We start from the raw sequence: 26,634 nt of genomic DNA on the forward strand, positions 1-26,634 counted from the left end.
AGTGCGGGCAAAAAAGATGCGTCGAGATGGCGCGGCTGAATTTATCAGTGCTTCCCTTACAGTGTTCCGAAGATACGGTCGCCCGCATCGCCAAGCCCCGGAACGATATAGCCATGGGAGTTGAGGCACTCATCCACGGCAGCGACGTAGATCGGCACGTCGGGGTGATCTGCCGCCACGCGTCGAATGCCCTCGGGAGCGGATACGAGACACATGAGGATGATGCTACGTGCGCCCTTCTGTTTGAGCATCGTGAGTGCCGCTGACGCACTGCCGCCCGTGGCGAGCATCGGGTCTGGCACGATGAGTGTGCGATCCTCGACACCGCTCGGGAGTTTGGCATAGTACTCGACCGGCTCCAGCGTCTCGGGGTCGCGGTAAAGACCAATGTGTCCCACGCGTGCGGCAGGAACGAGGGTCAAAATTCCGTCGAGCATCCCAAGCCCCGCACGAAGAATCGGAACGATGCCGAGTTTCTTGCCCTCAAGCATCTTCGCCCGGCACTTGGCGACGGGGGTCTCGATCTCCACGTCGCGCAACGGGAAGTCACGTGTGATCTCGTATGCCATGAGCATTGCAATCTCCGAGAGCAGCTCACGGAACTCCTTCGTCCCCGTCTCCTTCTGTCGCATGATCGTCAGCTTGTGCTGAATCAGCGGATGATCAACCAGATGGAGGCTGGGAATGTCAGACGGATGAAATGTATCAGCCATGAGAAGGCTTCCTTTCTGCCAGAAAAATTACACGTATAGAGGATACTTGTCACAGAGCACAGTGACGCGGCGGCGCGCCTCCTCCTGACGAGCCGTATCCGTCGGAGCGTCGAGGACATAGGCGATGATCCGTGCGACCTCGCGCATATCCTCCTCCACAAAGCCACGCGTCGTGAGTGCGGGCGAGCCGAGACGGATACCGCTCGTGACGAACGGGCTGCGCGGCTCGAACGGAATCGTGTTGCGGTTCGCCGTGATGTTGACCTCGTCGAGGAGCGTCTGCGCCTCCTTGCCCGTGATGTCCTTATTGGTCAAATCTACGAGCATAACGTGCGTATCCGTACCGCCGGAGACAATCCGGTAGCCATGCTTCGTCAGCTCATCCGCGAGTGCCGCCGCATTCTTCACCACCTGTGCCCCGTACTCCTTGAACGAAGGCTGCAGAGCTTCGCCGAGTGCGACCGCCTTTGCCGCAATGACGTGCATGAGGGGTCCCCCCTGGATGCCGGGGAAAACCGCCTTGTTGATCTTTTTCCCCAACTCCTCGTCGCGTCCGAGGATGATGCCGCCGCGCGGACCGCGCAGTGTCTTGTGCGTGGTCGACGTCACAACGTCGGCGTAGGGTACGGGGTTCGGATGCTGTCCTGCAGCGACGAGCCCTGCAATGTGCGCCATATCCACCATAAAGATCGCATCGACCGCCGCTGCGATTGCACCGATGCGCTCAAAGTCAATCGTGCGTGCATAGGCGGACGCGCCCGCAATGATCATCTTCGGCTTGTGCTCCTTTGCGAGCACCTCCAGCGCATCGTAGTCAATGCGCTCCGTCTCCTTGTCCACGCCGTAGGGGATGACCTTGTAATACGTCCCCGAGATGTTGACGGGGCTGCCGTGCGTCAGATGTCCGCCGTCCGTCAGATTCATGCCGAGGATCGTGTCGCCCGGCTGAAGGAGGGCAAAGAACACCGCCATATTTGCCTGTGCGCCCGAGTGCGGCTGCACATTCGCCCAGTTTGCTCCGAAGAGCTCCTTCGCGCGGTCGATCGCGAGCTGTTCCGCCACATCGACGTATTCACAGCCGCCATAGTAACGCTTGCCGGGATACCCCTCCGCATACTTGTTCGTGAGAACGCTGCCCTGTGCCTCCATGACTGCGCGGCTCACGATGTTCTCCGAGGCGATGAGTTCCAACTTTGTGCGCTGGCGATTGAGCTCCTCCTCAACGGCCTTGTATACCTGCGGGTCCACCTTGCTCAGCGAATCCATAATGCTCATAAAAACTCTCCTTAATCCGTTTTCTTATCCTGCAGTGCCATGATCTTTTCGACGCGGCGTGCATGACGCCCGCCCTCGAACTCCGTGCGAATCCACGCGCGCACAATCTCACCGGCAGGGCCAAAGCCCGTGACGCGTCCGCCGAGTGCAAGCACATTTGCATCGTTGTGCTTACGCGACATGATCGCCGTGTAGACATCGCCGCAGAGTGCGGCGCGAATGCCGTCAATCTTGTTTGCTGCAATCGAGATGCCAAGTCCTGTGCCGCAGAGTACGATGCCGCGATCCGCCTTTCCGGAGACAACATCAGCACATACCTTCTCCGCGATATCCGGGTAGTCGACCGCCTCCCTGCCGAACGTCCCGACATCCTTTACCTTCACATCGCTGAACTCGTGAAGAACCATCTTGACCTCATCCTTGAGCTCCACTGCGCCGTGGTCGCTTCCAATCGTAATATTCATTGCGCAACCTCTCTCTCATCCATAATCCTCTGTCATTTTAGCACATATTACAGAAAAAAAACAGGGCGCGGGGCGGGACATTATCGCTGAAAATAGGGACGAACGGCGAGCGAAACAAAGAACAGAACGGCAGCCGCCGCCACAATCGCCGCCCCGGCCGCAATGCCGAGATAGTACGCCGAAAAGAGGCCGACCAGACCGGAGCAAAGCGCAGCCGTAACCGCTGCGACATGATATTCCTTGACGCTGCGTGCGACATTGCGTGCAGCTGCGCCCGGCAGGACAAGCAGCGCATTGATGATGAGGATACCGACCCACTGGATGCTCACGGCAACGACGACGGCAAGCAGAGCGGCAAAGGCGGACTCCACCGCAAAGACGGAAACACCCCGGCTGCGTGCGAATGAGGAGTTGACCGAGAGCAGCAGCAGACGATTGAAGATCAGTACCCAGCCGATGAGGACAAGCGCATCCACGACGACAAGGCCCGCGAGATCCGCAGGGGTAATGCTCAGGATATCACCGATGAGCAGCGGAGAAAATTTGGAAAAGCCCCCGCCGTGGCTCATAATCATCAGACCGACCGCAATCGCCGTCGAGGAGAACACGCCGATGACCGTGTCTGCCGAGGCCGCCGTACGATGCTTGATCCATGTGATGAGAAGCGCGAACACCACGGAAAAGAGGAGCAGGGAGATGAGCGGCGAAAACATTCCGACGAGCGCACCGATGGCAATGCCCGTAAACGCACCGTGTCCAAGGGAGTCCGAGAAGAACGCCATGCGGCTTGAGACCACCATCGTCGAGAGCAGACCAAAGAGAGGTGTCATGAGGAGGGTCGCAAGGAGCGCGTTTTTCATGAATGTGTACTCCATCCACGCAAACGGAAGCAGCGTATCCATCGCATCGTAGATTAGCTCCATACGCGCACCTCCCCGCGCCCATCCGTCTCTGTGCGCCCCTCTCTATGCCGCAGATCGGGCAAAATACCAAAGAGACGCTCCATCTGTGGATCGGCAAAGACCTCTGCCGGCACACCCGCTGCCGCAACACCGTGATTCATGAGCACGACCTTGTCCGCATGACGTGCAACCATACCGAGATCGTGCGAGATGAGGAGAATCGTCAGATCCTCCTTTGCACGCAACTCCCCGACAATCTCGTAGAAAATCGCAAGGCCGTTCCGATCAACCCCTGATACCGGTTCATCGAGCAGCAGGAGATTCGGCATCGGATCGAGCGCGAGCGCAAGCAGGACACGCTGCAGTTCTCCGCCCGAGAGTGCCCCAAGACGTCGGTCAATCAGGTGCTCTGCACGTACACGCGTGAGATCCAGCGCAACGCGTGCACGAAATGCACGCGCGGGAAAGAGCCAGACGGGACGCGCGGACAGGCACGCCATAAAGAGATCCAACACCGTCGTCGGTGCGCTCACGTCGAGACGCAGGTACTGCGGCACATAGCCGATGACGGGGTGCCCCGTGTGGCGGTCATCCGCATCGACAAAGCGCAGCCTGCCCGTATGTGGGACTTCCCCGAGAATTGCACGTAGAAGCGTGCTTTTTCCCGCACCGTTCGGTCCGATGATCGCGGTGAGCTCCCCGCAGTGAAAGTGTAGATTAACACGTGAAAAGACCTCGAACGTCCCGAACGAAACGCCGAAGTCCTCGACTTTGGTACAGCAGAAATGTGCGCAGCCCTCTGCCGCTCCTCTGTGATGAAAGATATGCCTGAGCATGGTGATCCTTTTGCTATAATATGAAACCCTTACCGTGTAACCTCCACACGAACTCAATCCGTCAGCCGTCGGAACTTCCACGTCCCGACGGCGATGCCGAGCACGGCGTAGCCAATGACAACAGCGAGGGACAGCATGGAGAAGTCCCCCGCCCCGCCGAGGCTGCGCAGGAGATGGCTCGTGTGCGTCAGCGGCAACACTTCCACAATCCAACGCACGACATCCGGCAGTGCCGCTGTCGCGAAGAACGTCCCGCAGAGGAACGACATCGGCAGGAGCACATAGAGGTTGACCTGGCTCATCTCCTCATAGGTCGAGATATACATTGCCGCAAGGAATCCGATCTCTGCAAAAATCATGCAGTTCAGCGTGAGTACGAGGAGAAAGAGCGGGGTGATCGTGAAATGTGCACCAAACAGGTAGCTGAGCACCACGATGATCGCCGAGGAAATCAGCCCGCGCACAACCGCCCCCGCCACCTTTCCGATGACAAATGCGTCGGGACGAATTGGCGCAATCAGATACTCCTCAAGACTCTTGTGATAAACGCGCTCCGCATGCACGGAGATGATGCTGTTAAAGCTGATGTTCATGGAGTTCATCGCGAGAAGTCCCGGCACGAGAAAGTCCAGATACGAGCCCGTACCCACGTCGATGCTGCGTCCGAGCCCCCAGCCGAAGGCGATGAGGAACATCAGCGGCGAGACCATGCGGCTCAGAATGTACTTCGTCAGACGGCGGTGCAGAACAACCCAGTCGCGCCAGAACACCGTCCAGATATCCCGCAGCATCAGAGCCCCTCCTTTCGTCCCGTCATCTCGATAAAGACATCCTCGAGATTCGTCGGGCGCAGGAGAACGCGCTGCATCTGCTCCTCAAGCGTACGCGCATGAGCACGCGCCTCCTCGCGCGCGTGGAAAAACCGATAGGCGCGACCGCTCTCCTCATCCCACTCCACAGCATACGCGCCCAGATTCTCACAGAATGTGCGCGGTGTCTGCACATCCACGAGCACGCCCTTGTTGATGATGGACACGCGGTCACAGAGTGCCTCCGCCTCCTCAATGTAGTGCGTCGTCAGAAGCACAGTCACGCCGCCCCGAGCAATCTCGCGCACGAGATCCCAGATGTGACGGCGAATCTGCGGATCGAGTGCCACCGTCGGCTCATCCAAAAAGAGCACCTGCGGACGGTGGATCAATGCGCGTGCGATGAGCAGCCGACGTTTCATCCCGCCGGAGAGACGGCGCACATTGTCGTTGCGCACCTCGGTCAGCTCCATCTCCGTGAGCAGTTCCTCGATTCGCGCCGTGCGCGCCTCGTGTCCCATGTGATGCAGACGAGCGTGCAGCTCCATATTCTCCCAACAGGTGAGTTCCTGATCAAAATTGACGTGCTGCGGCACCACGCCGATCCGCTCTTTGACGACACGCGGATCACGACGGATGTCCGCACCGCCGATGCGGATCACGCCGCTCGTCGGCTGCGTCTGCATCGTGAGCATACGGATGATCGTCGTCTTCCCCGCACCGTTCGGACCAAGCAGCCCGAACACCTCGCCGTGACGAACGGAGAGGGAGATCCCTGCAACCGCCGTTTTCCACGTCTTTTCCTTTGCCGCATTCGTATGCGGAAATTTCTTGACGAGATCTTCCATCTCAATCATCATCGGTTTCATCAATCTCAATCCGCCCGAAATTGGATGCCCGCCATCAGACGTGCCTTTTCCATCACTGCCATCACCGTACGCGACGTCTGAAGCCCCTCCTCCACGCTCATATAGTCCTTACGCTCAAAGATGTCCCGCATCGTCTCAAACTCGTGCACCATGCGGTGCTCATGACGGTTCAGAGCATATGTCTCCGGCTCTCGGCCGCGCAGGGCAACCGTAAAACTGCGGAGTTCGTTCGGCGTACCGTCGGCACGAATCCAACCCTGCTCCCCCTGAATCATGAAAAAGGATGGGCTCTCACTGTCCTTTGCCGCCGCCGCAGTCGCCACAAAGCCGTCGTAACGCAGCGCGAGAATCCCCGAGGTATCAATTCCATTGAAGCCGATATTTGCGCCGTAGATCGCCGTTTTTGGGCGTCCAAAGAGCGAGACCATGAGCGACAGGTTGTAGACATTCAGATCGTAGAGAGCACCGCCCGAGAGGGCAGGATCGAATGCAGGCGCAACGTCACGCGAGAGATAACGCTCGTAGCGGCTCGAATACTGCGAGAAATTCGCCTGTACCATGCGAATGAGTCCAAGTCGCGGGAGTGCTTCCAAAATTCCGAAATAATTCGGCAAAAAGAGCGACGTGACTGCTTCAAAGAGATAGCAGTGTGCCGCACGTGCACGTGCGATCAGCTCCTCCGTCTCCGCGAGCGTCGATGCAAAGGGCTTTTCCACGATGACGTGCCACCCCGCTTCGATTGCCTGCCGCGCATAGTCAAAATGCGCACTGTTGACAATGCCGAGGTAAACAAAATCCGCCTCATGCGCCGCCAGCATCGCACCGTAGTCCGTCGCCACCTGCGGTACACCGAACTCCTGCGCCAGTGCCCGCGCCTTCTCCCGACTGTGCGGGCGCGCACAGATTGTGACAACCTCAACATTCTTCACTTGACGCAGGGCAGTGAGTGCCTCCCGAGCGATCATTCCCGTACCGACAACTGCTATCTTCATCTCTCTGATCTCCTTGCCATGCGGACATCTGTGTGCCCGCACTGTAACTATCGACTATCTATTATAGCAGGGTACGCAAACAAAGAAAAGGGGCTGCCGCCAAAGTGAAACACTTCCGCAGCAGACCCTTCATTGAAATCCGTAGAAAGGAATCGCCGATCTTACTTCATGATTTTGAGATGATCTGCGTCTGCATCCTTGTTCCCCTGCAGAGCATCCCACGCATCATTCGCGCGCTCCACATAAACGTCGCGGATCATCTTGTTCTCGCCGAGACCATGGAGATAAGCATCGACCTTAAAGCCCTCGCTCATGAGAATGCTCTTGTGCGAATCCGCATCTTTGCCCGCCATATCGTTGTGTGCATGATCGCCCGCAACCATCATGATCGGCATGAGCGTCACATTCTTAACCTTATTCGCCTTGAGCTTCGGAATGACATCCTCGATGCTCGGCCACCCCTCGACCGTATAGACATAGACGTTCTTATACCCAAGTGCGTCCAGCTTCGCCTGAATGACGGCATAGTATGCGTTGGAGACGTGCGGCGTGCCGTGCGCCATCAGGAGCAGCGCATCATCCTTCCCCATCTTCGGGAACTGGCTGGAGACCGCCTGGATGAACTCCATCACGTCATCCGACTGCTCCTCCTGTCCCTGCCAGTACATGAGGGACGTGCCGCAGGTCATCGTCTTGAACTGATCCTTGTACTCATGGAACACAGCTTTGACGTAGGAGTACTCCATGCCCGGGATGACATCGAGGGAGACGAGTGCCACGCGCGAGTAGCCGTCCGCCTTGAGCTGCTCGAGTGCCTCCTCTGGGGTCGGGTACTTCACACCCTCCTTCTTTGCAATGCGATCGATGATGATATGGGAGGTGAATGCCGTCACAACCTTCACGCCCGGGTGAGCCGCCTTGATCGCATCCACCGTCGCTTCGATCGTCTTCTCGCGTGTCTCCTTGAACGTCGTTCCAAAGCTCGTCACAACGATGGCATCCTTGTTCGTATAGTTCCGCATCTGCGGGTTCTCATACTTCAGAACGCCAATTTCCGACGCCTCCATCAGGGCCGGTGTCACCGTCTTCACCTCGGGATTGAGCTCATACGCAGCTTCTGCCGGGCTGTAGGAAAATCCAAAGACCGCCGAGCAGGCGAGCGAAGCGACCAGCATTTTCTTCCAATTCTTCATCCAAATTCCTCCCAAAATAGATATGAATAAAGGCTTTCCTGCCAGTACAAGAAAGCCTCGTGAACACATCGCCACGAATCCCCTTCCTGTCGCTCGCAGGTATGTGCCTTCGGCACACGGTGGATTGTCAAACAGGCAGTTCTCCTGACTCGGTTCATCGCTCCCCTGCGCCTTCCCAAGAGGACATTCCTCTCAGTGACACCCTGGGGAATCACTGATAAATTCAGCCACGCCATCTTTGGGCATCTTTTTCGCCCTGTCTGTGTCGACAAATCCTCCACATAGCCCTTACTATGCGTCCGGTTTGTCTCCTTGACAGGACAAAAATTCTGCACAAATCTGACGGACTTCATTTTATCAGTGATTCCCCTGCAGGTTCGCTCCCCTCACAGTGGCGGGACCGCGCCGGCTCATCCGGCTTCTCTATTAAGCATACGCAATGCGCTGCACCTGTTTCCCAATGATTCAGTTATAGAAACATATATTACAACTATTAGAATACACCATTATCCGAAAAATGTCAATCGTTTTACGTCTTATTTCAACATATCCCGTCCTGCGTACGATTGCCATGAAAAAAGGGGATCTGTCGCTCCCCTCCTATTCCTCCGACGTACGCGCACCGCGATTGATCGTCGTAAGTCCGCGGTAGACCGTACCGATGTCGAGATCGTCGCCGCGCGACTCCATGTATTTTTCAAGTTTGCGCTTCACGCGCTGGAGCGCGTTGTCAATGGACTTCACCTGGCGGTGCAGGTCGACGGCGATCTCCTGATAGGACTTGCCGTCGAGGTAGCTCATGAGCACGCGCCACTCGAGATCGCTCAGGATCTCCTCCATCTTCTGCTCGATGTCGATGAATTCCTCATGACTGATGACCAGCTCCTCCGGGTCGCTGATGCGTGCTCCTGAGAGCACATCGAGCAGCGTGCGGTCAGAGTCCTCGTCATAGAGGGGCTTGTTGAGCGAGACGTATGAGTTCAGCGGGATATGTTTCTGCCGCGTTGCCGTCTTGATCGCCGTGATGATTTGGCGCGTCACACAGAGCTCGGCGAACGCGCGGAACGACGAAAGCTTATCCTCACGATAGTCACGAATCGCCTTAAAAAATCCGATCATCCCCTCCTGCACAATGTCCTCGCGATCCGCACCGATGAGAAAATAGGAGCGTGCTTTGGAGCGCACGAAGTTACGGTACTTGTTGATGAGATAGTCCAGTGCCTCGTCCCCGTCGCAGGAGCGGATACGTGCGAGCAGTTCCTCATCGGTGCAGCCGTCGTAGATGCTGCTCTCTGCGGTGCTCTCCTCCGCCGCCTCTTCCTCCGCCTCGAGTTCGGCTGCCTCGAGTTCATCCGATACTGTCTGCTCCTCATCCAACACGGATTTTTGCTTCTCGTCGTAAAAAATCATAACGATTGCTCCTACAAACGTCCTATCGTTCTTTAATATTATACCCCTATTCCAAAAGCTGCGTCAAGATACAAAAAGAGAGTGCAGCAAAGAACCGCACTCTCCGACACAACACGTTCAACGGCGTTCCCGAATGACGACCTTTTCCTCCGCGTCGACATCCCTGAGCAGCACCGACACATCCTCGAGCGCGGCGGTCGGGACATTCTTGCCGACGTAGTCCGCGCGGATGGGCAGCTCCCTGTGACCGCGATCAATGAGGACAGCGAGTTGGATCATGCGCGGCCGACCGATGTCGAGCAGTGCGTTCATCGCCGCGCGGATCGTGCGCCCCGTATAGAGCACATCATCGACGAGCACAACAGTCTTCCCCGTGATGTCCAAGGGCATCTCCGTCGGATGCACAATAGGCTGATAGGATAGCTCGTTGAGATCGTCACGGTAGAGCGTAATGTCGAGCACTCCGCGCGGCAGGTCACGCTGCTCAATGCCTGCAATCTCCGCGGCAATCCGCGCGGCAATCGGAACACCACGCGTGCGAATACCGACGAGCACCAGATTCTCCGTCCCCTTGTTCTTCTCGACGATCTCATGTGCAATCCGCATCAGTGCGCGCCGAATTCCATCCTCATCCATGAGAACGGCCTTTTCTCGAAACTCCGTCATGCTGTCATCTCCTTATCTTCCGCTGTGCAGCGTGTGCAGGATCTCCTCCATGTCCGCAGGAAGCGGCGCGGCAAATGTCATCTCCGTCCCCGTGCGCGGATGCGTAAGGCTGAGCGTCAGTGAGTGCAGCGCCTGTCCCACAATCGCAAAGGGATTCTTCTTCGCCGTATACTTTGGGTCGCCGACAAGCGGATGCCCGATGCTCGTCATATGAACGCGGATCTGATGCGTGCGCCCCGTCTCGAGACGGCAGGAAACATAGGTATAGCTGCCGAACCGCTCCAACACATCAAAATGCGTCGTCGCAGGCTTTCCGTTCTCCCGCACAATCGCCATTTTTTTGCGGTCAGTCGGATGCCGCCCGATGTCCCCCGTAATGACACCCGCACGCGGGACAATGTTGCCGTGTACGATGGCGCGGTACTCCCGCCGCGCGTCCTTGTCCCGAATCTGACGTGCAAGATAGTGATGCGCCATATCGTTCTTCGCCGCGACCATCACGCCCGAGGTGTCCTTATCGAGGCGGTGCACAATGCCGGGACGCAGCGCACCGTTGATGCCCGAAAGATCATGGCAGTGCCACAGCAGCGCATTGACCAGCGTCCCCGTATAGATGCCCGCAGCAGGATGCACGACCATACCGCGTGCCTTATTGACAACGATGATGTCCGCATCCTCATAGAGAATGTCGAGCGGGATATCTTCCGCGCAGATCTCAATTTCCTCGGCGGGTGGCATTGTGCAGGCGATCTCCTCCCCGCCGCGCAGCTTGTAGTTCGCCTTGCGTGCCGTGCCGTCCACCGTGACCTGTCCGTCCGCGATGAGACGCTGCGCATAGCTGCGCGAGAGATCCGGCAGCCGGCGCACGAGAAAGAGATCCAGCCGTTCGTCCGCACGGTCGGCAGTGAATACTGTACGCATCATCGGATTTCTCTTCTCTGTACGAAGAGTGCCCAGAGGACAGCCCCTGTCCCAAGAACAATGGCGATGTCCGCAATGTTGAACACGGGCCATATGCGGAAATCGAAGAAATCCACAACGTGCCCGAGGCGGATGCGGTCGATCAGATTGCTCACAGCCCCCGCTGCGAGAGCAACGCTGCCGTAGTGGATGAGCACGCCGCTGCGCCGCAGTCGCTCATAGAACACGAGGAAAGCAATGGAAAACACGATTGCCGTCGCCAGAAAGAGCCACTGCTGATCGCGGAAAATCCCAAATGCCGCGCCCGGATTGAGTACAAACGTGATATGAAAAAATGGGGCTGCAACGGGAATCGTCTCCCCCGGCAGCATGGTCAGCTCCACATAGAATTTTACCAGCTGGTCAATCAGTAAGATCCCCAAAAAAGAGTATGCGGCTTTTATGCGTCCGCTCATCGCCCTCAAACGCCCTCCTGTTCTGCTGTATCCTTCGCATTCTTCTCCGCCGTCATATCCGGCATCTGGGCAATCGCATCATTGATGAGCGCGAGCTCTTCCTGCACATTGCCCTTCATGCGGCGCAAAAATTGATGTTTCTCGCGCACGAGCCGCTCATACTCCGTCACGATGTCTCGCAGCTTGTCCGCCGCATCGTCCATCTGCGCCTTCGCCTTGAGCTGTGCCTCACGGTGAATATTCTGCGCCTCACGCGCAGCCGTCTCGATCATGAGATCGGCGTTGCGCTTCGCTTGTGTCGTCACATCCTCAGCAGTCTTCTGCGCGAGGGCAATGCTCTCACGCATACTCTGCTCCATACGGCGAAAATCCTCGATTCTCTCCCGCTCACGCGAAAGCTCCGCGCGCAGACGCTCGTTTTCATCAAGTGCTGCCGCATAATCCTGCATGACCTCGTTCAAGAAGTCATTGACCTGCGCCTCGTCAAATCCGCGAAAGCTCCTGCCAAATTCCTTCGCATGTATATCCATCGGTGTCAGCATTCCGCTCCCGCCTTTCTTCAAAAGAATCGGTTCAGTACAACGACCGTACGCCCCTTCTTCGTCTGCCCGCGCACCTCTGTCACCTCGACACGTCCGCGCCCGCGCATGGAGAGCACATCGCCCTCCTTGATCGTCTTCGACGCACTCGCCGCACTCTGCCAGTTGAGCTTCACCTTGTCCGCCGCAATGTCGTCCGCTGCACGGCTGCGCGAGATGCCGAAGCCCGCCGCAACAATGGAGTCGAGGCGGAGCGATGCGACCGTCGCACGGATCTCCTTTGTCCGCTCCTCACGCGGTGGAATTGCCGCGAGATTGGAAAGTGTCGTCTTGACCCCGACCGCACCGATCATTGTCAAATTGTTTACGATAAAATCCACAATCTTCGCATCGCAGATGATCCTTGCCGTGTCGGGCGCAGGGAGGATGTCCCCGATCAGCTCGCGCTCGATGCCGAGCCCCATGACCGCACCGAGCACGTCGCGATGCGTGAGACGCGCAAACTGCCCGTTCCACGCCGCCTCTACACAGGCGATTGCAAAGCCGTCCGGCGTCCCCGCAAAGTCACGGTGGCACAGCATGGCGCGCTGTCGCTCCGCGCCCGCGTAGCCGCCGTCAAAATCGAGCTGAATGCCCTCATAGCTCGCGCAGATCGTCTCCGCAATCTCCTGCCCGTAGGGGTCGAGAAAGGGACTGATGCGGAATTTTGCCGTCTTCATAACGGCTTCCGCGAGATCGAGGAGACGGATCGCCGTCTCCTCGCCCTCACCGCCACGATAAAAGCGGAGAATCCGCTCCTTCTGTTCCGCTGCCATTACCCTCTCCCCAATTCTTTTGAACGCTCTGCCGCCGCAAGGACGGCTTCGATGAGTGCCGATCGTACGCCCGCGCGCTCAAGCACGCGCAGCCCCGCCGCCGTCGTTCCGGCGGGACTCGTCACCGCTGCCCTCAGATCGGCGGGCGAATGCGCTGACGCAAGTGCCATCTGCGCTGCGCCCATCATGGTCTGCGCCGCGAGCAGCGATGCCGTCTCGCGTTTCAGCCCTGCCGCCACACCGCCCTCAATCAGTGCCTCGATCATGAGGAACGCATAGGCGGGACCACTGCCCGAGAGCCCTGTCACCGCATCAAGGTCGCTCTCATGCACGCGCACAGTACGACCGGACGCGCCGAGCAGCAGTTCCGCGATGGCAGATACACTGTCATCTGCATAGATGCCGCACGCATAAGCGGACATCCCCGCACCGACAGCGAGCGGCGTATTCGGCATCGCGCGCACGACAGGATGATTGGGATATCCCTCCTCAAGCGCGGCGATGGGCAGCCCGGCAACGATGGAGAGCACAGCCGCATCTACGCGGAGCAGGTCTCTCGTCTCACGTATTGCCGCTGCGGCTGCCGCCGGCTTTACCGCGAGGATGAGCACAGAAATACGGGGCAGAAAGGATTCTGCCCCCACCTGCGCATGTACGCCATATTTCCGCGTGAGTTCGTCGCAGCGCATCGCCTTGTGGTCGGATACGCTGATATGGGAGGCCGGAATCGTTCCGCACGCCACAAGCCCCGCAATCAGTGCCTCTGCCATCGCACCGCCGCCGATGATGCCAATCTGAATATCATCACGCATGGGCTTTACCTGTTCAGAAAGGACATGTCATCTCCGAGACGGTGTTCCTCCTCGGAGTAGCTGACATTGACGTTGTTCGGCGCACAGAGGAACACATTGTTGCTGATCTTCTTGATATCGCCGTTCAGTGCGTATGTCGTCCCACTGATGAAGTCAATGATGCGGCTCGCTACACTCTTCTCGGTCTTTTCAAAGTTGAGCACGACGGGCTTTTTTTTCTGGAGGTTGGCCGCCACCTGCTGCGCATCATCGAAGCTCTGCGGCTCAATGACCACAACATTCATACGGTACGCCGCGATGACATTGTCAATCGTCGCTCCCGTACCACCCGAAGCACTGGAAAACTCAGGGAAAGAAGCGACATTCGCCCCTGTCTCCGTGCGGCGTCCCGCGCGTGAACCGATGTCCGTCACAGGGGCGGTCTGCTTTTCCCGTACCTTCTCCTCTGCCAGCCCCTCGTTCTCCTCCACGTCGTCCTCCGGCGTGATGCCGATGAACTTCGTGGATATCTTCTTAAAAATACTCACTGATGCCTCACACTCCTAGTGCGTATTGACGTGCGCCAAAAATTGCCGTACCGACGCGCACGAGATTTGCGCCTTCTTCCACTGCAATCTCATAGTCGTGGGTCATCCCCATCGAAAGATAGCGGATATCAGCAGTACGCAGCTCACGCGTCTTCACCTGCTGAAAGATGTCATACATGGTGCGAAAGAGCGGTCTGCACTCCTCCACATCCTCATAATTCGGCGCAATGCACATAAAACCCTGCAAGCGAATTGCACGCAGGTCGTCAATCCCCGTGAGAATATCGTCCAGTTCCGCGCGGTCGATACCGGATTTGCTTTCCTCGTGCGCCAGATTGATCTGGATGAGGACGTTCTGCACCTTGCCGAACTTCGCCGCCGCCTTGTCAATCTCGCGTGCCAGCCGCAGGGAGTCGACCGAGTGAATCAAATCGAACTGCCGTACGGCGTGCTTCACCTTGTTTGTCTGCAGGTGCCCAATCAGGTGCCATTTCACCTCGCGATCCAAGGTCTCCGCCTTGTCCAGAGCCTCCTGCACGCGGTTCTCACCGATGTTCATGATCCCCGCATCGATTGCCTCCTGCATCGCCGCCACGGGATGATTCTTCGTCACGGCAATGAGCTCCACAGGCGCATTCTTGCACACGCGGGTACGTTGTTCACGCGCCGCCGCGATCCGCGCGTGCACCTCGCGAATATGCTCTGCAATCATCGTATCGTCACTCATCTCAGCTCCATCACCGCCGCCAACCGTCCCGTCCTGCCGCCGTCGGCACGATAGGAGTAGAAAAAATTGCGGTCACATGAGGTGCATATGTCCGCCTGATCGATGTTCTGCGTCAAAACGCCCGCCTCAACCATCTGCATACGGTTCGCCGCCCAGAGATCGAGGTGGATCGCACCGTCGCGTTCCTGTACAATCTGCTCCGCATGGGCGGGGAACGCAGCACGAAATTGTTCTGCAACCTCCGCACCGACGGTATAACAGTCCGCACTGATCGAAGGGCCGATGCCCGCGAGCACATCGGATGCCACCGTGCCGAACTCCTCGCCCATGCGCACAATGGTCTGCGCTGCAATCCGCGCCACCGTCCCCTTCCAGCCCGCATGAACAACACCCGCCGCGTGATGCACCGGATCGTAGAGCAGGACAGGCACACAGTCCGCAAAGCAGAGCATGAGCGGAACGCCGCTGTCATTTGTGATGAGTGCATCCGCGTCCGCAAGCGCATCTGCATAGTCCCGCGCACCGCGCCCCGCATCGCGCCGCAGGGCACGCACAATCTCCGTCCCGTGTACCTGCCGTATCGTACAGATCCGCTCCGCATCCAACCCGATTGCTGCAAAATAACGCGTGCGATTCTCCCACACACGCGCAGAGTCATCGCCGACGTGCAGAGCCATATTGAGCGCGTCAAACGGTGCAGAGCTTACACCGCCCTGTCGCGCCGAAAAGCCATGTACGATCCTGTCCTCGGGAAAGATGTCCAACCGCCCGCTCCACAAATTGCTGCGTATATGCCGCAGTACAAAACTCATTCGCTCGTCCTTTCTCTCTTCGTCCCGCAGACACCGCAGCGCGTGCAGCCGTCAAAGCAGCCGACCGTCTCCTTAAGTGCCGCAGCCCGCTCATACTCCTGCCACAGATAGCGTTTTGGAAAGCCCATGTCCAGATGATCCCACGGAAGCGGCGTGTCTGCCCCCCATTCCCGCGTGAGATAGTCGTCGGGGGAAAGCCCCTCCGCACGCATCTCGCCCACGAGATCCTTTGCCCCACGCCCTTCAGCGGCGCGGATCAGCGGCTCTGCGAGGCGGCGATCACCACGCGCGAGAATCGCCTGTACGAGGGCTTCCTTCGGCGACTCGAAATTTACAACAATCTTTCGGCAACGGCGCAGGGACTGCGTGAGCTCCTTCATCACCGCATCGAGCCGCTTCTTGTCCGCCATCGGCATCCACTGGAACGGCGTGAACGGCTTCGGGACAAACGGGTTGACGCTGAGCGTCAGCGTCCCCCTGCTCCCCTTCTCATCCATATAGGCACGCAGGCGCTGTGCGAGATCGACGATCGCCGCGATGTCCGCCGCCTCCTCAAACGGCAGCCCCACCATGATGTAGAGCTTGAAGTTTGGGATGTGCGCCGCCGCACCGAGATCAATCGCCGTGAACAGGTGATGCTCCTCGATCCCCTTGTTGATGACGGCACGCATGCGTGCGCTCCCCGCCTCGGGGGCGAGTGTCAGCGTCTGAAGACCGCTCGCGGCAAGTGCCTCGACGAGTTCCTGCGTCACCGAATCCGCACGGAAGGACGCAACGGACATCGACAGCCCCTCACCGAGGATGGAGCGGCAGAGCTCATCAATCTCGGGATAGTCCGAGATTGCCGCCCCCATCAGGCCGATCTTCTTGCCATAGGGCAGTGCCGCGCGCACCTCCTCCTCAATGACGTGGAGGGAACGGTTGCGCGGACGGCGGAAACAGTAGCCCGCCATACAGAAACGACAGTGCCGCCCGCAGCCGCGTGCCGTCTCGATGAGGTAAAAGTTAAACTCCGTATCCTCCGTCACAACGACCGTATGCGCAGGGTGTTCGTCAAGATCCTCCACCCACTGACGCGCAACAGAGGACGGCGCATCCTCCGACCGCATGAGTGCGGCAAGATGTCCTGCCGCATCATAGGAGGGCGTATAGAGCGCGGGCACATAGACCCCGGGAACGCAGGCCAGACGACGGAGCAGTGCGCCTCGTTCATCGCCCTGACGCATCCCATCGTGATATGCCTCCATCAGAGCGGGCATGACGGCCTCGCCCTCACCAATCACAAACGCATCCACGATCTCTGCGAGCGGCTCGGGGTTGAACGTCGCGCACGGGCCGCCCGCAATGACGAGCGGATCACGCCATGTGCGCTCTGCGGCACGCCTTCGGACATGACTGAGCACAAGCATCTTTATGACATTGAAATAATCCATTTCAAAAGAAATGGCAAAGCCGATGACGGCGAAGTCCGCAAGAGGCGTCTGCGTCTCCACGCTCATCATCGGCGTCTGCGTGCGCTCATAGCGCGGGAGTTCTGTACGATCGGGCAGGAAGAAGCGCTCACACGCCGTATCCCCGCGCCTGTTGAGAAGGTCATAGATGATGTGCAGTCCGAGGTTCGACATCCCTACAAAGTAGGTGTTCGGATAGACAAGTGCAAAGCGTGTACGCGCTCCCGCCGGATAGCGATACGCCCCGCGCTCCCGTGCAAAACGCTCCTGCAAACTGCTCTTCAGCCGATGATCCAAATTCTACCTGTACCTTTCGTCGCCCTGCTCCTTTCCGCGCCGCGCGCGCAGCGTTTCCAGCTCCTCGATGAAGTTCGTGATATCGTCGAACTTCCGATAGACCGAGGCGAAGCGGATGTAGGCGACCTCATCGAAGTCTTTCAGCCGCTCCATAACGATCTCACCAATCTTCTCCGACGGCACTTCCGGCTCCATACGGTTGCGAATATCACGCTCGATCTCCGCAACGAAGTTCGTGATCTGCTCCATTGAGATGTCACGCTTGTCACAGGAGCGGATGATGCCCGTGAGGAGCTTGTCGCGGCTGAACGGCTCGCGGCGATTGTCGCGCTTGACGACCATGAGCGGCAGCTTCTCCACCACCTCATAGGTCGTAAACCGTCGACCGCACTCCCCGCATTCACGGCGACGGCGAATCGTCGCTCCGTCATCCGCAGCCCGCGAGTCGATCACGCGGCTGTCCGGCTTTTTGCAAAAAGGACATTTCATCGTACTCATCCTTCCTCATGCGCCGTGATCAATTCGTTTTTTTTGCCCCTGTTGCAGGCTTTGCATCAGCAGCATTAACAGTATCATCCGCTTTTGCCGCACGGGGCTGCGCACCGGCATTTTCCTGGGCACGCGCGGGCGGCAGCGTATCCTTCAGATCCTTTGTCGTCTTGCTGAAGGTACGTTCAAGGACTTCCCCATTGTCACCAAACTTGCCAAGCTTTCTGCCATTGAACGTCACATCCAGTGCGCCTGCATTGCCCGCACGGATCACAACCGATTCCTTACCCTTCCAACTTTCGGTCTTGCCCTTCTCGATGATGCCCTCAAAGACACTCTTGCCATCGACCACGACCTCCGTCCAACAACGTTCCGCAAGTGCAACACTCACGTTCACGCCATCGGTATGAGCCGTATCCGACGTATCCGCCTCGGCAGCTGCAGCCGGTGCGGCAGGTTGCTCCGTCTTGACCGGCGGTGCAGCTGCCGGCACCTTTGTCGGCGAGTTGATCGCGGAGATCGCTGCAATACCACCTCCTACAAGTGCAACCAGTACAATGATGCCCGCTGCCAGCTTACCAAAGATGCCCGCATAGGAGGAACGCGTACCGCCGATGGAAATACTGGACAGTGATTCATCCCCCACCGTACTCAGCGAGATTCGGCGCGGCGCACTCTCCGGCTCCGCAGAAACAGGAGAAGGTGCGCCGCCGTTCTCCTCTGCAAACTGCTGCACAAGCGGTTCTGCGTTCAAGCGCAGAAAATTGGCGTAGTTCCGCACAAAGCCCTTCGCGTAGACCAGCCCCGGCAGCTCACCGATGTTGCCCCGCTCAATATGCTCGATATAGAGCCCACGAATGCTGGTTCCCTTCTCAATATCGGCAATTGTCAATCCTCGCTTCTCGCGCTCTCTTCGCAAGATGTCCCCTACCATGAGACTCCCTCCCAGACTTTTGTCACTTCCGGAATTTATTCCTTAATTATAACATGATATACACGGCAAAGACAAATCTTTTCGGGGGGTTCTGCACCATCCTGCCCCAAAATCCACATGCTCACTGATTGCAGCCGACACGACTCCGATGCCGCTGCATGAGGTCGGCAAGCGAGATGTTGTTGAGCACAGAATTGATGCTGTCGCGCACCTCCTCCCAGATCTGCCGCGTCACGCAATGTCCTGCACGAACGCAGGTCTGCCCCTCTGCCTCCGCACCCGTGAGCAGACAGTCCACGAGAGCAATCGGCCCTTCGACCGCCGTGATGATGCGTCCGATCGTGACCTCCTCGGGCGGCAGCGCAAGTGTATAGCCGCCCTGCGCCCCGCGCACGCTCTCCACAAGCCCTGCACGGCGCAACGGCGACATCAGCTGCTCGAGATAATTCTCCGAGATCTGCTGCGTCTTTGCGATCGTCTTGAGAGGAACGACCCCCTCTCCATAGTGCAGGGCGAGTTCATAGAGAGCTGTAACGCTATAGCGCCCCTTCGTTGAAAGTTTCATAACATCTCCCGAACAGACAAGTCATACACTTATCCGTTCCGTTTCAATTACGTTGCTGCATTGTCATTATAAATGAGTTTCGTTTTCCTGTCAAAGCGTCACACACCCGTCGAACCAAATCCGCCCGTACGTGTCCCTCCATCTCCTGCCGCGTCACCGTCCACGGTCAGATAGTGGGTGAAGATTCCCTGCGCGATGCGCTCTCCCGCCGCGATGCGCACCGTTTCCTTGCCGAAATTGTAGAGCGGAATGTAGATATGCCCCTCGTTCTCCGCGTTGCCGTAGTAGTCCGCATCAATCACGCCGACGCTGTTCATCAGCATGAGATGCTTCTTGAGTGCGGCACTCGAACGAATGTATATGAGCAGTACCTCACTTGGCTGCATATATGCCTTGACCCCCGTCGGAACGAGCGCGGACGCGCCCGCAGGGATCACGACCTCCTCTGCCGCCGCAAAGTCATACCCCGTACTCGCGCCGGTCTTGCGCTCCGGCAAATGAATGTCGGAGTCCTTGTAAACCGATACAATTTCAAACCCGCGTATCTTCATATCTTCTCCTCAAAAGAAAAATACTGCACCGACTCCGGTGCAGCAGCATTCCATTTCTGCATGCTTAGGATTCCTCAACCATAGCCTTCACCGGTTGCGCAGGGGTGATCGTCGAAATCGCATGTTTGTAGATCATCTGCTGTCTCCCCATCGCATCCACCATGACGACAAAATTGTCAAATCCGCGTACTGTGCCCTTGATCTGGAAGCCGTTCACCAGATGAATGGTGACAGGGATGCCGTCCTTACGCACCTGATTGAGAAAATTGTCCTGCAAGTTGATACTTTTTGCCGTCACGCCTGAGCGCTCCTTTCTCTTTGCCATGCACACACATCCGCAAGGATCGCGTGCAGGAGTTCGGTCTCTGTCTGTGTATCCGCATCGTACCAGCGGATATATGGCATACGCCTGTACCATGTCAGCTGTCGCTTTGCAAAATGGCGCGTCGCCGTCTGGATGGCAGTGATCATCTCCGCACGGCTCATCTCGCCCACGAGGTATGCCGCCGTTTCCTTGTAGCCAATGCCCTTCATCGCAGGGTCGTCACGCCGTACGCCGCGTGCAAGAAGTGCCGCGACCTCATCCACAAGGCCATCTGTAACCATCGCCTCTACACGCGCGTTGATGCGCTCATAGAGACAGGAGCGCTCCCTCGTGAGCCCGATGACAAAGGCATCGTAGGGCGTCGTTCCGCCCATCAGCCCACTCTCCTGCGAAATGCGTTCGCCCCCATAGCGTTTGACCTCAATTGCACGAATCACACGCCTGAGATTGTTGATGTGCAGACGACGCGCCGCCGCAGCGTCATAATGCGCGAGAAACGCGTGAACGCGCGCATTTCCGCGCCGCGCGGCAACGCCCTCCATCGCACGGCGAAACTGCTCTTGCTCCTGCGTCTCATTGAAATCGTACCCCTCTACGAGAGCCTTGATGTAGAGCCCCGTACCGCCAACGATGAACGGCAGATGCCCCTCCGCCTCATGGGCACGGACGAGCTCCGACACGCGTGTAACAAACTCCGTTACGGAGAATGGCTCATCCGCATCCAGTATGTCGATGAGATGATGCGTGACACGAGCCTGCTCCTCTACGGTCGCTTTTGCGCTGCCGATGTCAAATCCACGATAGATGCACATAGAGTCGCCAGAGATGATGTCCGTCCCCAGTGCCTCGGCAAGTTTCAGCGACAATGCGGTCTTTCCGACCGCCGTCGGTCCAAGAAGCACAAGAATGGGACTTTTTGAATGCAGAGTCAAAGTTTGATCGTTTCGCCGGGAGCGACGACATTCACCCGCGCACGCGTCATCGCCTCCGTGACTTCCTTGTAGCGGTTCACTTCCTGCGCGATGACCGGCCATGTGTCGTAGTGGATGGGGATGACATGACCCGCGTTCAGCCACTGTGCTGCCATTGCCGCATCCTCAAGCCCCATCGTATAGTTGTCACCGATGGGAAGCACTGCGTAGTCAATCGCATCCTTGCGCCCAATCAGCTGCATATCGCTGAAGAGTGCCGTATCGCCCGAATAGTAGACGACCTTGTCGCCGATGTAGATCACAAAGCCGCACGCAATCCCGCCCGCGACGCCCGCGCTGTGCTGGGCAAACGTCATGCGTACCTTGCCGAACGGCAGGTCAAGCGAGCCGCCGATGTTCATCGGATGCGACTTGATCTCGGCACACGCCTGACTCTCACAGACAGAGATGACCTCGGGTATGGCGACAATCGCAGCTCCCGTGCGCGCCGCAATCGATGGTGCATCGCCGAGATGATCCCCATGGGCGTGCGTGAGCAGGATGAAATCACAGTCCACCTCATTTGCCGCAATGCTCGCCGTCGGATTCCCCGTCAGGAACGGATCCACGAGCACCCGATGCGCCCCATCGTCAAGCACAAAAGCCGCATGACCATAGTAGCTGAATTTTACCATTGCGACCACTCTCCTATTTCACAATTTGTCTGTTATGTCTCATTATACGATATGTCCCCACAATGTCAATAGAAAAGCCGTCTCATTTGGGAAGTCCCCGAACGAAACGGCTTGCAGCCAAAATTTTACTTGATGCTGATCGTCAGCTTTTCGCCGTTGATGTTCCACTCCTTGCTCGTGCCCGCAGGCGCATCGTAGGAGACGGAATCGGCGAGCGTAATCTCACGGATGAATGCCTCATTCTTCGCGGCAATCGCCGTGAGCTTCGCGTTGTCTGAGAGATCAAGCGCGATATGATCCGTCACCTCAAGCTCACATTCCTTACGCATGGTCTGCACCTTGCTGATGATCTCACGGACAAAGCCCTCCTCGAGGAGTTCCTCCGTGAGCGTCGTCTCAAGTGCAACCGTAACACCGCCGTAGCTCTGGCAGTTGTAGCCCTCCTGCTGCGAGACGGTGACCTCGACATCCTCCGATGTGACCGTGACATCGCCGTCTGTGAGGTGCAGCGTATAGCTGCCGCCGCCCGCGAGCGCATCCTTCACCGCCGCGCCGTCGCTCTCTTCGAGAGCCTTCTTGACCGCACTCATCTGCTTGCCGACCTTCGCACCGAGTATGCGGAAATTCGGCTTCACATGATAGGCGAGGAAGTCCGACATATCGTCGCGGAACGTGACCGCCTTGACATTCAGCTCATCCTCGATAATCTCGACAAAGAACGCCGGCAATGTGTGCTCCGCCTTGACAAACATATTCGCAACGGGCTGGCGGTTCTTGATGTTCGCCGCATTGCGTGCCGCACGTCCGAGGGTGACAACCTTGAGGACGATCTCCATGTTCTCCTCGAGCTGCATGTCAATGAGTGCTTCGTTCACCGTCGGGAAGTCCGCAAGGTGCACGGAAATCGGCGCAGACCCATCCACCGAGCAGACGAGATTGCGGTAGATGCTCTCCGTGATAAACGGCACCATCGGTGCTGCCGCCTTCACCGTCGTTACAAGCGCAGTGTAGAGCGTCAGGTAGGCATCCACCTTGTCCTGCTCCATGCCCTTCGCCCAGAAACGGCTGCGGCTGCGGCGCACGTACCAGTTGGACAGCTCCTCCACAAAGGACTGCACCGCCTTCGCCGCCTCAGTGACACGGTAATTGCCAAGGCAGTCATCCACCGTGCGCACCATCGTATTCAGACGTGAGAACACCCAGCGATCCATGACCGAGAGGCGGCTGTAGTCAAGCGTGTGCGCCGTCGGGTCGAAATTGTCGATATTCGCATAGAGAACATAGAACGCGTAGGTATTCCAGAGCGTCCCCATAAACTTTCGTGCGCCCTCCTGCACTGCATCGTCGGAGAAGCGGTTCGGCAGCCATGGCGCACTGTTCTCATAGAAGTACCAACGGATCGCATCCGCCCCGTGACGGCGCAGCGCGTCCATCGGCTCGACCGCATTGCCCTTCGACTTGCTCATCTTCTGCCCGTTCTCGTCCTGCACATGACCGAGGACAATGACATTCTTATACGGGCTCTTGTCAAAGAGCAGCGTCGAAATGGCAATCAGCGAATAGAACCAGCCGCGCGTCTGATCGACCGCCTCAGAGATAAAGTCTGCAGGGAAGTAGGTCTCAAAGACTTCCTTGTTCTCAAACGGATAGTGCCACTGCGCGAACGGCATCGCACCCGAGTCGAACCAGCAGTCAATGACCTCGGGCACGCGGTGCATCTGTGCACCGCACTTCTCACACGGGAACGTGATTGCATCGATGTACGGACGATGCAGCTCGATATCTGCGGGGCAGTCCGGCTGAAGCTCGCGCAGCTCGGCGATGGAACCAACCGAATGCTCATGCCCGCAGGAGCATTTCCAGATATTGAGCGGTGTACCCCAGTAGCGGTCGCGGCTGATACCCCAATCCTGCACATGCTCGATCCAGTTGCCGAAACGACCGTCGCCAATCGTCTTCGGAATCCAGTTGACCGTATTGTTGTTTGCAACAAGTGCGTCGCGCACCGCCGTCATACGGATGAACCACGAGGCACGCGCATAGTAGATCAACGGCGTGTCGCAGCGCCAGCAATGCGGATAGCTGTGCGTAAACTCAGGTGCCTTGAACAGCTTACCCGACTTCTCGAGATCCTCGAGAATCAACGGGTCGGCATCCTTTACGAAGACCCCCGGCCAGTCCGTCTCCTCCGTCATTTCGCCCTTGTCATTGACGAACTGAACGAACGGCATGCCGTACTTGCGGCAGACGCGGTTATCGTCCTCACCGAAGGCGGGTGCCGTGTGGACAATGCCCGTGCCGTCCTCAGTCGTGACATAGTCGTCGCAGATGACGAAAAACGCCTTGTCCTGCACGTCCTTATCCGCAAACGCATAAAGAGGCTCGTACTTACGGTACTCGAGGTCGCTGCCCTTCATCGTCGCAAGGATCTCGCGGTCGCCCCACGAATCCGCGAATACGCTGTCCATCAGTGCCTCAGCGAGATAGTAGACCTTGCCGTAGACGCGCACCTTCACATAGGTCACATTCGGATTCACGCAGAGACCGAGGTTCGACGGGAGCGTCCACGGTGTCGTCGTCCATGCGAGGAAATAGGCATCCTCGTCCGCCGCCTTAAAGCGCACGATTGCCGAGCGTTCCGTCACGTCCTTATAACCCTGCGCTACCTCGTGCGAGGAGAGCGGCGTGCCGCAGCGCGGGCAGTACGGGACGATCTTGTGTCCCTGATAGAGCAGCCCCTTCTTCCAGATTTCCTTGAGTGCCCACCACTCCGACTCAATGAAGTCATTTTCATAGGTAATGTAGGGATGCTCCATATCTGCCCAGAAGCCGACAACATCGGAGAACTCCTCCCACATCGCCTTATACGTCCAGACCGATTCACGGCACTTCTTGATGAACGGCTCGATGCCGTAGCCCTCGATCTGCTCCTTGCCGTTGATGCCGATCGCCTTCTCGACTTCCAGCTCCACGGGCAGACCGTGCGTGTCCCAGCCCGCTTTGCGGAGCACCTTGCGCCCCTTCATCGACTGATAGCGCGGCAGCATATCCTTGATGACGCGCGTCAGAACGTGCCCAATGTGCGGGCGGCCGTTCGCCGTCGGCGGACCATCGTAGAACGTGAACGTCTCGCAGCCCTCACGCTGATCCACCGCCTGCTGTGCAATATGATTCTCACGCCAAAAATCCGCAACGGCTTTCTCGCGCGCGGCAAAATTCAGATTGGTATCTACTTTCTCGTACAAAGAAACCCCTCCCGTAGCATAGTCACGTCATTCTAGCACACGGAAGGGGATTTTTCAAGGAACAGGCGACATCTGCCCAAGATTTCTCTTGCACCTTTATCCAAAGAGTGCTATAACCAACGATAAATATAGAAAGCACGCATAAGGGAATCGCTGATAAAATGAAGTCCGTCAGATTTGCGCAGATTTTTTCGTTCGAACGAGGAAGCAAACCGGACGCATAGCAAGGGCTATGTGGAGGATTTGCTGACAAAGTTCGGGCAAAAAAGATGCGCTAAGATGGTGCGGCTGAATTTATCAGTGCTTCCTAAAATCCACGTCATTCGAGCAAAGGTTTTATCAGCGATTCCGAAAGGAGCGTCGGTTCACACAGCGGAGGGATCTCATGCACGCATTCAAACATTTACTCACTGCCCTGCTATTATGCACGCTATGTATCATCCCATACACTGCCTCTGCCACCGATACGAATGCAGACTACCGGGGCTATGTCTGGCGCATCGATACGGCGGCGGGCAATGAGGCGGAGCTGCCGCACAATTTCCGCACGGCGGCATCGCCGTTCCAAACGCGGACAGACGCAGCGAAGTTCGGTGTCGACCCGAACTACACTCCCTCTCGTGAGGGACTGGACTCCCTGCCGCTCTCGGGAAGCGCGGAGTTCTCCGTCCCTGCCTTTCATGCACTGCTGAAAGACCTGCACACGCGCGCAAAGGGCTCGATCTGTATCGTCGATCTGCGGCAGGAGTCGCACGGCTTCATGAATGGAAACGCCGTCAGCTGGTATGGCAAGCACGACTGGGGCAATATTGGCAGGACGAAGCACGAGGCACTGCGTGACGAGAACATGCGCATTCGCAGTGCACAGGGCAAGGATGTCGTGCTCGCGCACCTCGACAAGAAAAAGCAGCCAAAAAATCCGCAGACCATCCGCGTCGTGGCGGCGATGACGGAGCAGGAGCTGGTCGAGGATGCGGGCGTGTGCTACGTCCGTCTCGCCGTCACCGACCACAAATGGGCAGACCCGCAGACCATCGACAATTTTGTCGATCTCGTGAAAAGAATGCCCGCAGACACATGGATGCACTTTCACTGTCAGGCAGGCAAGGGACGCACGACCAGCTTTATGGCGATGTACGATATGATGAAAAATCCCTCCGTCCCCCTGAAGGACATCCTCTATCGTCAGTACCTGCTCGGCGGAGCATACCTCGCCTACGACCCGACCACGCAGCATGCACCGACGGGATGGGAGGATGCAGACTACCATCACAAGTCAGAGATGATCGCAAAGTTCTACGACTACGTTCAGCAGAATCACGAGAACGACTATGCTGTACCGTGGAGTATGTGGCTGAAGATGAATCCATAAGAGCATAAGGGAATCGCTGATAAAATGAAGTCCGTCAGATTGGCGTAGATTTTTCGTCCGAA

At 57.6% G+C, this 26,634-nt stretch carries 29 protein-coding genes; 1 reads left to right on the forward strand and 28 read right to left on the reverse strand.

Going from position 1 to position 26,634, the window contains the following annotated elements; genetic code table 11:
• Nucleotides 1-56 precede the first annotated feature (56 nt).
• The 28 genes from upp to ileS all read right to left on the reverse strand — a co-directional run bounded on the left by upp (nt 57) and on the right by ileS (nt 25,200).
• Nucleotides 57-713, reverse strand: coding sequence for a uracil phosphoribosyltransferase (upp, locus tag ACO6BQ_RS06365; RefSeq protein ID WP_489120065.1), 657 nt, complete (start codon nt 711-713; stop codon nt 57-59).
• Between the two features lie 27 nt (nt 714-740).
• Complete coding sequence (glyA, locus tag ACO6BQ_RS06370) at nt 741-1,988, reverse strand: serine hydroxymethyltransferase (protein ID WP_489120066.1); 1,248 nt, start codon at nt 1,986-1,988, stop codon at nt 741-743.
• 11 nt (nt 1,989-1,999) lie between these two features.
• Entirely contained in the window at nt 2,000-2,452 is a 453-nt protein-coding gene (gene rpiB, locus ACO6BQ_RS06375) for a ribose 5-phosphate isomerase B (RefSeq protein ID WP_489120067.1), read from the reverse strand.
• Between the two features lie 80 nt (nt 2,453-2,532).
• The gene (locus ACO6BQ_RS06380; RefSeq protein WP_489120068.1) at nt 2,533-3,375 is read right to left on the reverse strand and encodes a metal ABC transporter permease; all 843 of its coding nucleotides are present in this window, start codon (nt 3,373-3,375) and stop codon (nt 2,533-2,535) included.
• Nucleotides 3,366-4,190 (reverse strand): metal ABC transporter ATP-binding protein, encoded by an 825-nt coding sequence (locus tag ACO6BQ_RS06385; RefSeq protein WP_489120069.1) that lies wholly within the window; start codon nt 4,188-4,190, stop codon nt 3,366-3,368. The genes ACO6BQ_RS06380 and ACO6BQ_RS06385 overlap by 10 nt, the downstream gene beginning before the upstream one ends.
• 53 nt (nt 4,191-4,243) lie before the next feature.
• Nucleotides 4,244-4,981, reverse strand: a complete 738-nt coding sequence (locus ACO6BQ_RS06390; protein ID WP_489120070.1) for an ABC transporter permease — start codon at nt 4,979-4,981, stop codon at nt 4,244-4,246.
• Complete coding sequence (locus tag ACO6BQ_RS06395) at nt 4,981-5,868, reverse strand: ABC transporter ATP-binding protein (protein ID WP_489120091.1); 888 nt, start codon at nt 5,866-5,868, stop codon at nt 4,981-4,983. Before ACO6BQ_RS06395 ends, ACO6BQ_RS06390 begins: the two co-directional genes overlap by 1 nt.
• A 5-nt stretch (nt 5,869-5,873) precedes the next feature.
• The gene (locus ACO6BQ_RS06400; protein WP_489120071.1) at nt 5,874-6,860 is read right to left on the reverse strand and encodes a Gfo/Idh/MocA family protein; all 987 of its coding nucleotides are present in this window, start codon (nt 6,858-6,860) and stop codon (nt 5,874-5,876) included.
• Between the two features lie 161 nt (nt 6,861-7,021).
• On the reverse strand, nt 7,022-8,053 hold the full coding sequence (locus ACO6BQ_RS06405) for a sirohydrochlorin cobaltochelatase (protein ID WP_489120072.1): 1,032 nt from the start codon (nt 8,051-8,053) through the stop codon (nt 7,022-7,024).
• Nucleotides 8,054-8,653: 600 nt separating this feature from the next.
• Nucleotides 8,654-9,463, reverse strand: a complete 810-nt coding sequence (gene sigH / locus ACO6BQ_RS06410) for an RNA polymerase sporulation sigma factor SigH (protein WP_489120073.1) — start codon at nt 9,461-9,463, stop codon at nt 8,654-8,656.
• A 117-nt stretch (nt 9,464-9,580) separates the two neighbouring features.
• Entirely contained in the window at nt 9,581-10,129 is a 549-nt protein-coding gene (gene pyrR, locus ACO6BQ_RS06415; protein WP_489120074.1) for a bifunctional pyr operon transcriptional regulator/uracil phosphoribosyltransferase PyrR, read from the reverse strand.
• Nucleotides 10,130-10,141: 12 nt separating this feature from the next.
• Nucleotides 10,142-11,050: an RluA family pseudouridine synthase gene (locus ACO6BQ_RS06420; protein ID WP_489120092.1), complete on the reverse strand. Its 909-nt coding sequence runs from the start codon at nt 11,048-11,050 to the stop codon at nt 10,142-10,144.
• A complete protein-coding gene (lspA, locus tag ACO6BQ_RS06425) occupies nt 11,050-11,505 on the reverse strand; it encodes a signal peptidase II (protein ID WP_489120075.1) in 456 nt (151 codons plus the stop codon). Before lspA ends, ACO6BQ_RS06420 begins: the two co-directional genes overlap by 1 nt.
• A 5-nt stretch (nt 11,506-11,510) precedes the next feature.
• Nucleotides 11,511-12,047, reverse strand: coding sequence for a DivIVA domain-containing protein (locus ACO6BQ_RS06430; protein ID WP_489120076.1), 537 nt, complete (start codon nt 12,045-12,047; stop codon nt 11,511-11,513).
• 17 nt (nt 12,048-12,064) lie between these two features.
• Nucleotides 12,065-12,859: a YlmH family RNA-binding protein gene (locus tag ACO6BQ_RS06435; protein WP_489120077.1), complete on the reverse strand. Its 795-nt coding sequence runs from the start codon at nt 12,857-12,859 to the stop codon at nt 12,065-12,067.
• Complete coding sequence (gene proC, locus ACO6BQ_RS06440; RefSeq protein WP_489120078.1) at nt 12,859-13,671, reverse strand: pyrroline-5-carboxylate reductase; 813 nt, start codon at nt 13,669-13,671, stop codon at nt 12,859-12,861. The genes ACO6BQ_RS06435 and proC overlap by 1 nt, the downstream gene beginning before the upstream one ends.
• Nucleotides 13,672-13,676: 5 nt before the next feature.
• A complete protein-coding gene (locus ACO6BQ_RS06445; protein ID WP_489120079.1) occupies nt 13,677-14,198 on the reverse strand; it encodes a cell division protein SepF in 522 nt (173 codons plus the stop codon).
• Nucleotides 14,199-14,205: 7 nt separating this feature from the next.
• Nucleotides 14,206-14,925 carry a YggS family pyridoxal phosphate-dependent enzyme gene (locus ACO6BQ_RS06450; RefSeq protein ID WP_489120080.1) on the reverse strand — a complete coding sequence of 240 codons (720 nt, stop codon included), beginning with the start codon at nt 14,923-14,925 and terminating at the stop codon, nt 14,206-14,208.
• Complete coding sequence (pgeF, locus tag ACO6BQ_RS06455; RefSeq protein ID WP_489120081.1) at nt 14,922-15,737, reverse strand: peptidoglycan editing factor PgeF; 816 nt, start codon at nt 15,735-15,737, stop codon at nt 14,922-14,924. The genes ACO6BQ_RS06450 and pgeF overlap by 4 nt, the downstream gene beginning before the upstream one ends.
• Nucleotides 15,734-17,485, reverse strand: a complete 1,752-nt coding sequence (locus tag ACO6BQ_RS06460; RefSeq protein WP_489120082.1) for a radical SAM protein — start codon at nt 17,483-17,485, stop codon at nt 15,734-15,736. The genes pgeF and ACO6BQ_RS06460 overlap by 4 nt, the downstream gene beginning before the upstream one ends.
• Before the next feature lie 3 nt (nt 17,486-17,488).
• Nucleotides 17,489-17,974 (reverse strand): transcriptional regulator NrdR, encoded by a 486-nt coding sequence (gene nrdR, locus ACO6BQ_RS06465; protein ID WP_489120093.1) that lies wholly within the window; start codon nt 17,972-17,974, stop codon nt 17,489-17,491.
• 28 nt (nt 17,975-18,002) lie between these two features.
• Nucleotides 18,003-18,908: a helix-turn-helix domain-containing protein gene (locus tag ACO6BQ_RS06470; protein ID WP_489120083.1), complete on the reverse strand. Its 906-nt coding sequence runs from the start codon at nt 18,906-18,908 to the stop codon at nt 18,003-18,005.
• 121 nt (nt 18,909-19,029) lie between these two features.
• Nucleotides 19,030-19,473: an RrF2 family transcriptional regulator gene (locus ACO6BQ_RS06475; RefSeq protein WP_489120084.1), complete on the reverse strand. Its 444-nt coding sequence runs from the start codon at nt 19,471-19,473 to the stop codon at nt 19,030-19,032.
• Nucleotides 19,474-19,571: 98 nt separating this feature from the next.
• On the reverse strand, nt 19,572-20,024 hold the full coding sequence (gene dut / locus ACO6BQ_RS06480) for a dUTP diphosphatase (RefSeq protein WP_489120085.1): 453 nt from the start codon (nt 20,022-20,024) through the stop codon (nt 19,572-19,574).
• A gap of 64 nt (nt 20,025-20,088) precedes the next feature.
• Nucleotides 20,089-20,322, reverse strand: coding sequence for an RNA chaperone Hfq (hfq, locus tag ACO6BQ_RS06485; protein ID WP_489120086.1), 234 nt, complete (start codon nt 20,320-20,322; stop codon nt 20,089-20,091).
• Nucleotides 20,319-21,281 (reverse strand): tRNA (adenosine(37)-N6)-dimethylallyltransferase MiaA, encoded by a 963-nt coding sequence (gene miaA, locus ACO6BQ_RS06490; RefSeq protein WP_489120087.1) that lies wholly within the window; start codon nt 21,279-21,281, stop codon nt 20,319-20,321. The genes hfq and miaA overlap by 4 nt, the downstream gene beginning before the upstream one ends.
• The gene (locus ACO6BQ_RS06495) at nt 21,278-21,955 is read right to left on the reverse strand and encodes a metal-dependent hydrolase (protein WP_489120088.1); all 678 of its coding nucleotides are present in this window, start codon (nt 21,953-21,955) and stop codon (nt 21,278-21,280) included. The genes miaA and ACO6BQ_RS06495 overlap by 4 nt, the downstream gene beginning before the upstream one ends.
• Before the next feature lie 125 nt (nt 21,956-22,080).
• Entirely contained in the window at nt 22,081-25,200 is a 3,120-nt protein-coding gene (gene ileS, locus ACO6BQ_RS06500) for an isoleucine--tRNA ligase (protein WP_489120089.1), read from the reverse strand.
• 385 nt (nt 25,201-25,585) lie between these two features.
• Between ileS and ACO6BQ_RS06505 the strand changes: the two genes are divergently transcribed.
• Entirely contained in the window at nt 25,586-26,572 is a 987-nt protein-coding gene (locus ACO6BQ_RS06505) for a phosphatase domain-containing putative toxin (RefSeq protein WP_489120090.1), read from the forward strand.
• The last annotated feature ends 62 nt before the right edge of the window (nt 26,573-26,634 follow it).

It is taken from the genome of Centipeda sp. (in: firmicutes) (assembly GCF_057271695.1).

Excerpts from the sequence above, each read along its gene's own strand:
- lspA (WP_489120075.1), bottom strand. The coding sequence starts at position 11,505 with ATGAGCGGACGCATAAAAGCCGCATACTCTTTTTTGGGGATCTTACTG.
- ACO6BQ_RS06475 (WP_489120084.1), bottom strand. The coding sequence starts at position 19,473 with ATGAAACTTTCAACGAAGGGGCGCTATAGCGTTACAGCTCTCTATGAA.
- proC (WP_489120078.1), bottom strand. The coding sequence starts at position 13,671 with ATGCGTGATGATATTCAGATTGGCATCATCGGCGGCGGTGCGATGGCA.
- nrdR (WP_489120093.1), bottom strand. The coding sequence starts at position 17,974 with ATGAAATGTCCTTTTTGCAAAAAGCCGGACAGCCGCGTGATCGACTCG.
- ACO6BQ_RS06395 (WP_489120091.1), bottom strand. The coding sequence starts at position 5,868 with ATGAAACCGATGATGATTGAGATGGAAGATCTCGTCAAGAAATTTCCG.
- ACO6BQ_RS06385 (WP_489120069.1), bottom strand. The coding sequence starts at position 4,190 with ATGCTCAGGCATATCTTTCATCACAGAGGAGCGGCAGAGGGCTGCGCA.
- pyrR (WP_489120074.1), bottom strand. The coding sequence starts at position 10,129 with ATGACGGAGTTTCGAGAAAAGGCCGTTCTCATGGATGAGGATGGAATT.
- ACO6BQ_RS06495 (WP_489120088.1), bottom strand. The coding sequence starts at position 21,955 with ATGGTAAAATTCAGCTACTATGGTCATGCGGCTTTTGTGCTTGACGAT.
- ACO6BQ_RS06430 (WP_489120076.1), bottom strand. The coding sequence starts at position 12,047 with ATGCTGACACCGATGGATATACATGCGAAGGAATTTGGCAGGAGCTTT.
- sigH (WP_489120073.1), bottom strand. The coding sequence starts at position 9,463 with ATGATTTTTTACGACGAGAAGCAAAAATCCGTGTTGGATGAGGAGCAG.
- ACO6BQ_RS06390 (WP_489120070.1), bottom strand. The coding sequence starts at position 4,981 with ATGCTGCGGGATATCTGGACGGTGTTCTGGCGCGACTGGGTTGTTCTG.
- ACO6BQ_RS06405 (WP_489120072.1), bottom strand. The coding sequence starts at position 8,053 with ATGAAGAATTGGAAGAAAATGCTGGTCGCTTCGCTCGCCTGCTCGGCG.
- ACO6BQ_RS06400 (WP_489120071.1), bottom strand. The coding sequence starts at position 6,860 with ATGAAGATAGCAGTTGTCGGTACGGGAATGATCGCTCGGGAGGCACTC.
- ACO6BQ_RS06450 (WP_489120080.1), bottom strand. The coding sequence starts at position 14,925 with ATGAGTGACGATACGATGATTGCAGAGCATATTCGCGAGGTGCACGCG.
- upp (WP_489120065.1), bottom strand. The coding sequence starts at position 713 with ATGGCTGATACATTTCATCCGTCTGACATTCCCAGCCTCCATCTGGTT.
- rpiB (WP_489120067.1), bottom strand. The coding sequence starts at position 2,452 with ATGAATATTACGATTGGAAGCGACCACGGCGCAGTGGAGCTCAAGGAT.
- ACO6BQ_RS06435 (WP_489120077.1), bottom strand. The coding sequence starts at position 12,859 with ATGGCAGCGGAACAGAAGGAGCGGATTCTCCGCTTTTATCGTGGCGGT.
- ACO6BQ_RS06420 (WP_489120092.1), bottom strand. The coding sequence starts at position 11,050 with ATGCGTACAGTATTCACTGCCGACCGTGCGGACGAACGGCTGGATCTC.
- ACO6BQ_RS06380 (WP_489120068.1), bottom strand. The coding sequence starts at position 3,375 with ATGGAGCTAATCTACGATGCGATGGATACGCTGCTTCCGTTTGCGTGG.
- ACO6BQ_RS06470 (WP_489120083.1), bottom strand. The coding sequence starts at position 18,908 with ATGGTAGGGGACATCTTGCGAAGAGAGCGCGAGAAGCGAGGATTGACA.
- dut (WP_489120085.1), bottom strand. The coding sequence starts at position 20,024 with ATGAAGATACGCGGGTTTGAAATTGTATCGGTTTACAAGGACTCCGAC.
- pgeF (WP_489120081.1), bottom strand. The coding sequence starts at position 15,737 with ATGAGTTTTGTACTGCGGCATATACGCAGCAATTTGTGGAGCGGGCGG.
- glyA (WP_489120066.1), bottom strand. The coding sequence starts at position 1,988 with ATGAGCATTATGGATTCGCTGAGCAAGGTGGACCCGCAGGTATACAAG.
- ACO6BQ_RS06505 (WP_489120090.1), top strand. The coding sequence starts at position 25,586 with ATGCACGCATTCAAACATTTACTCACTGCCCTGCTATTATGCACGCTA.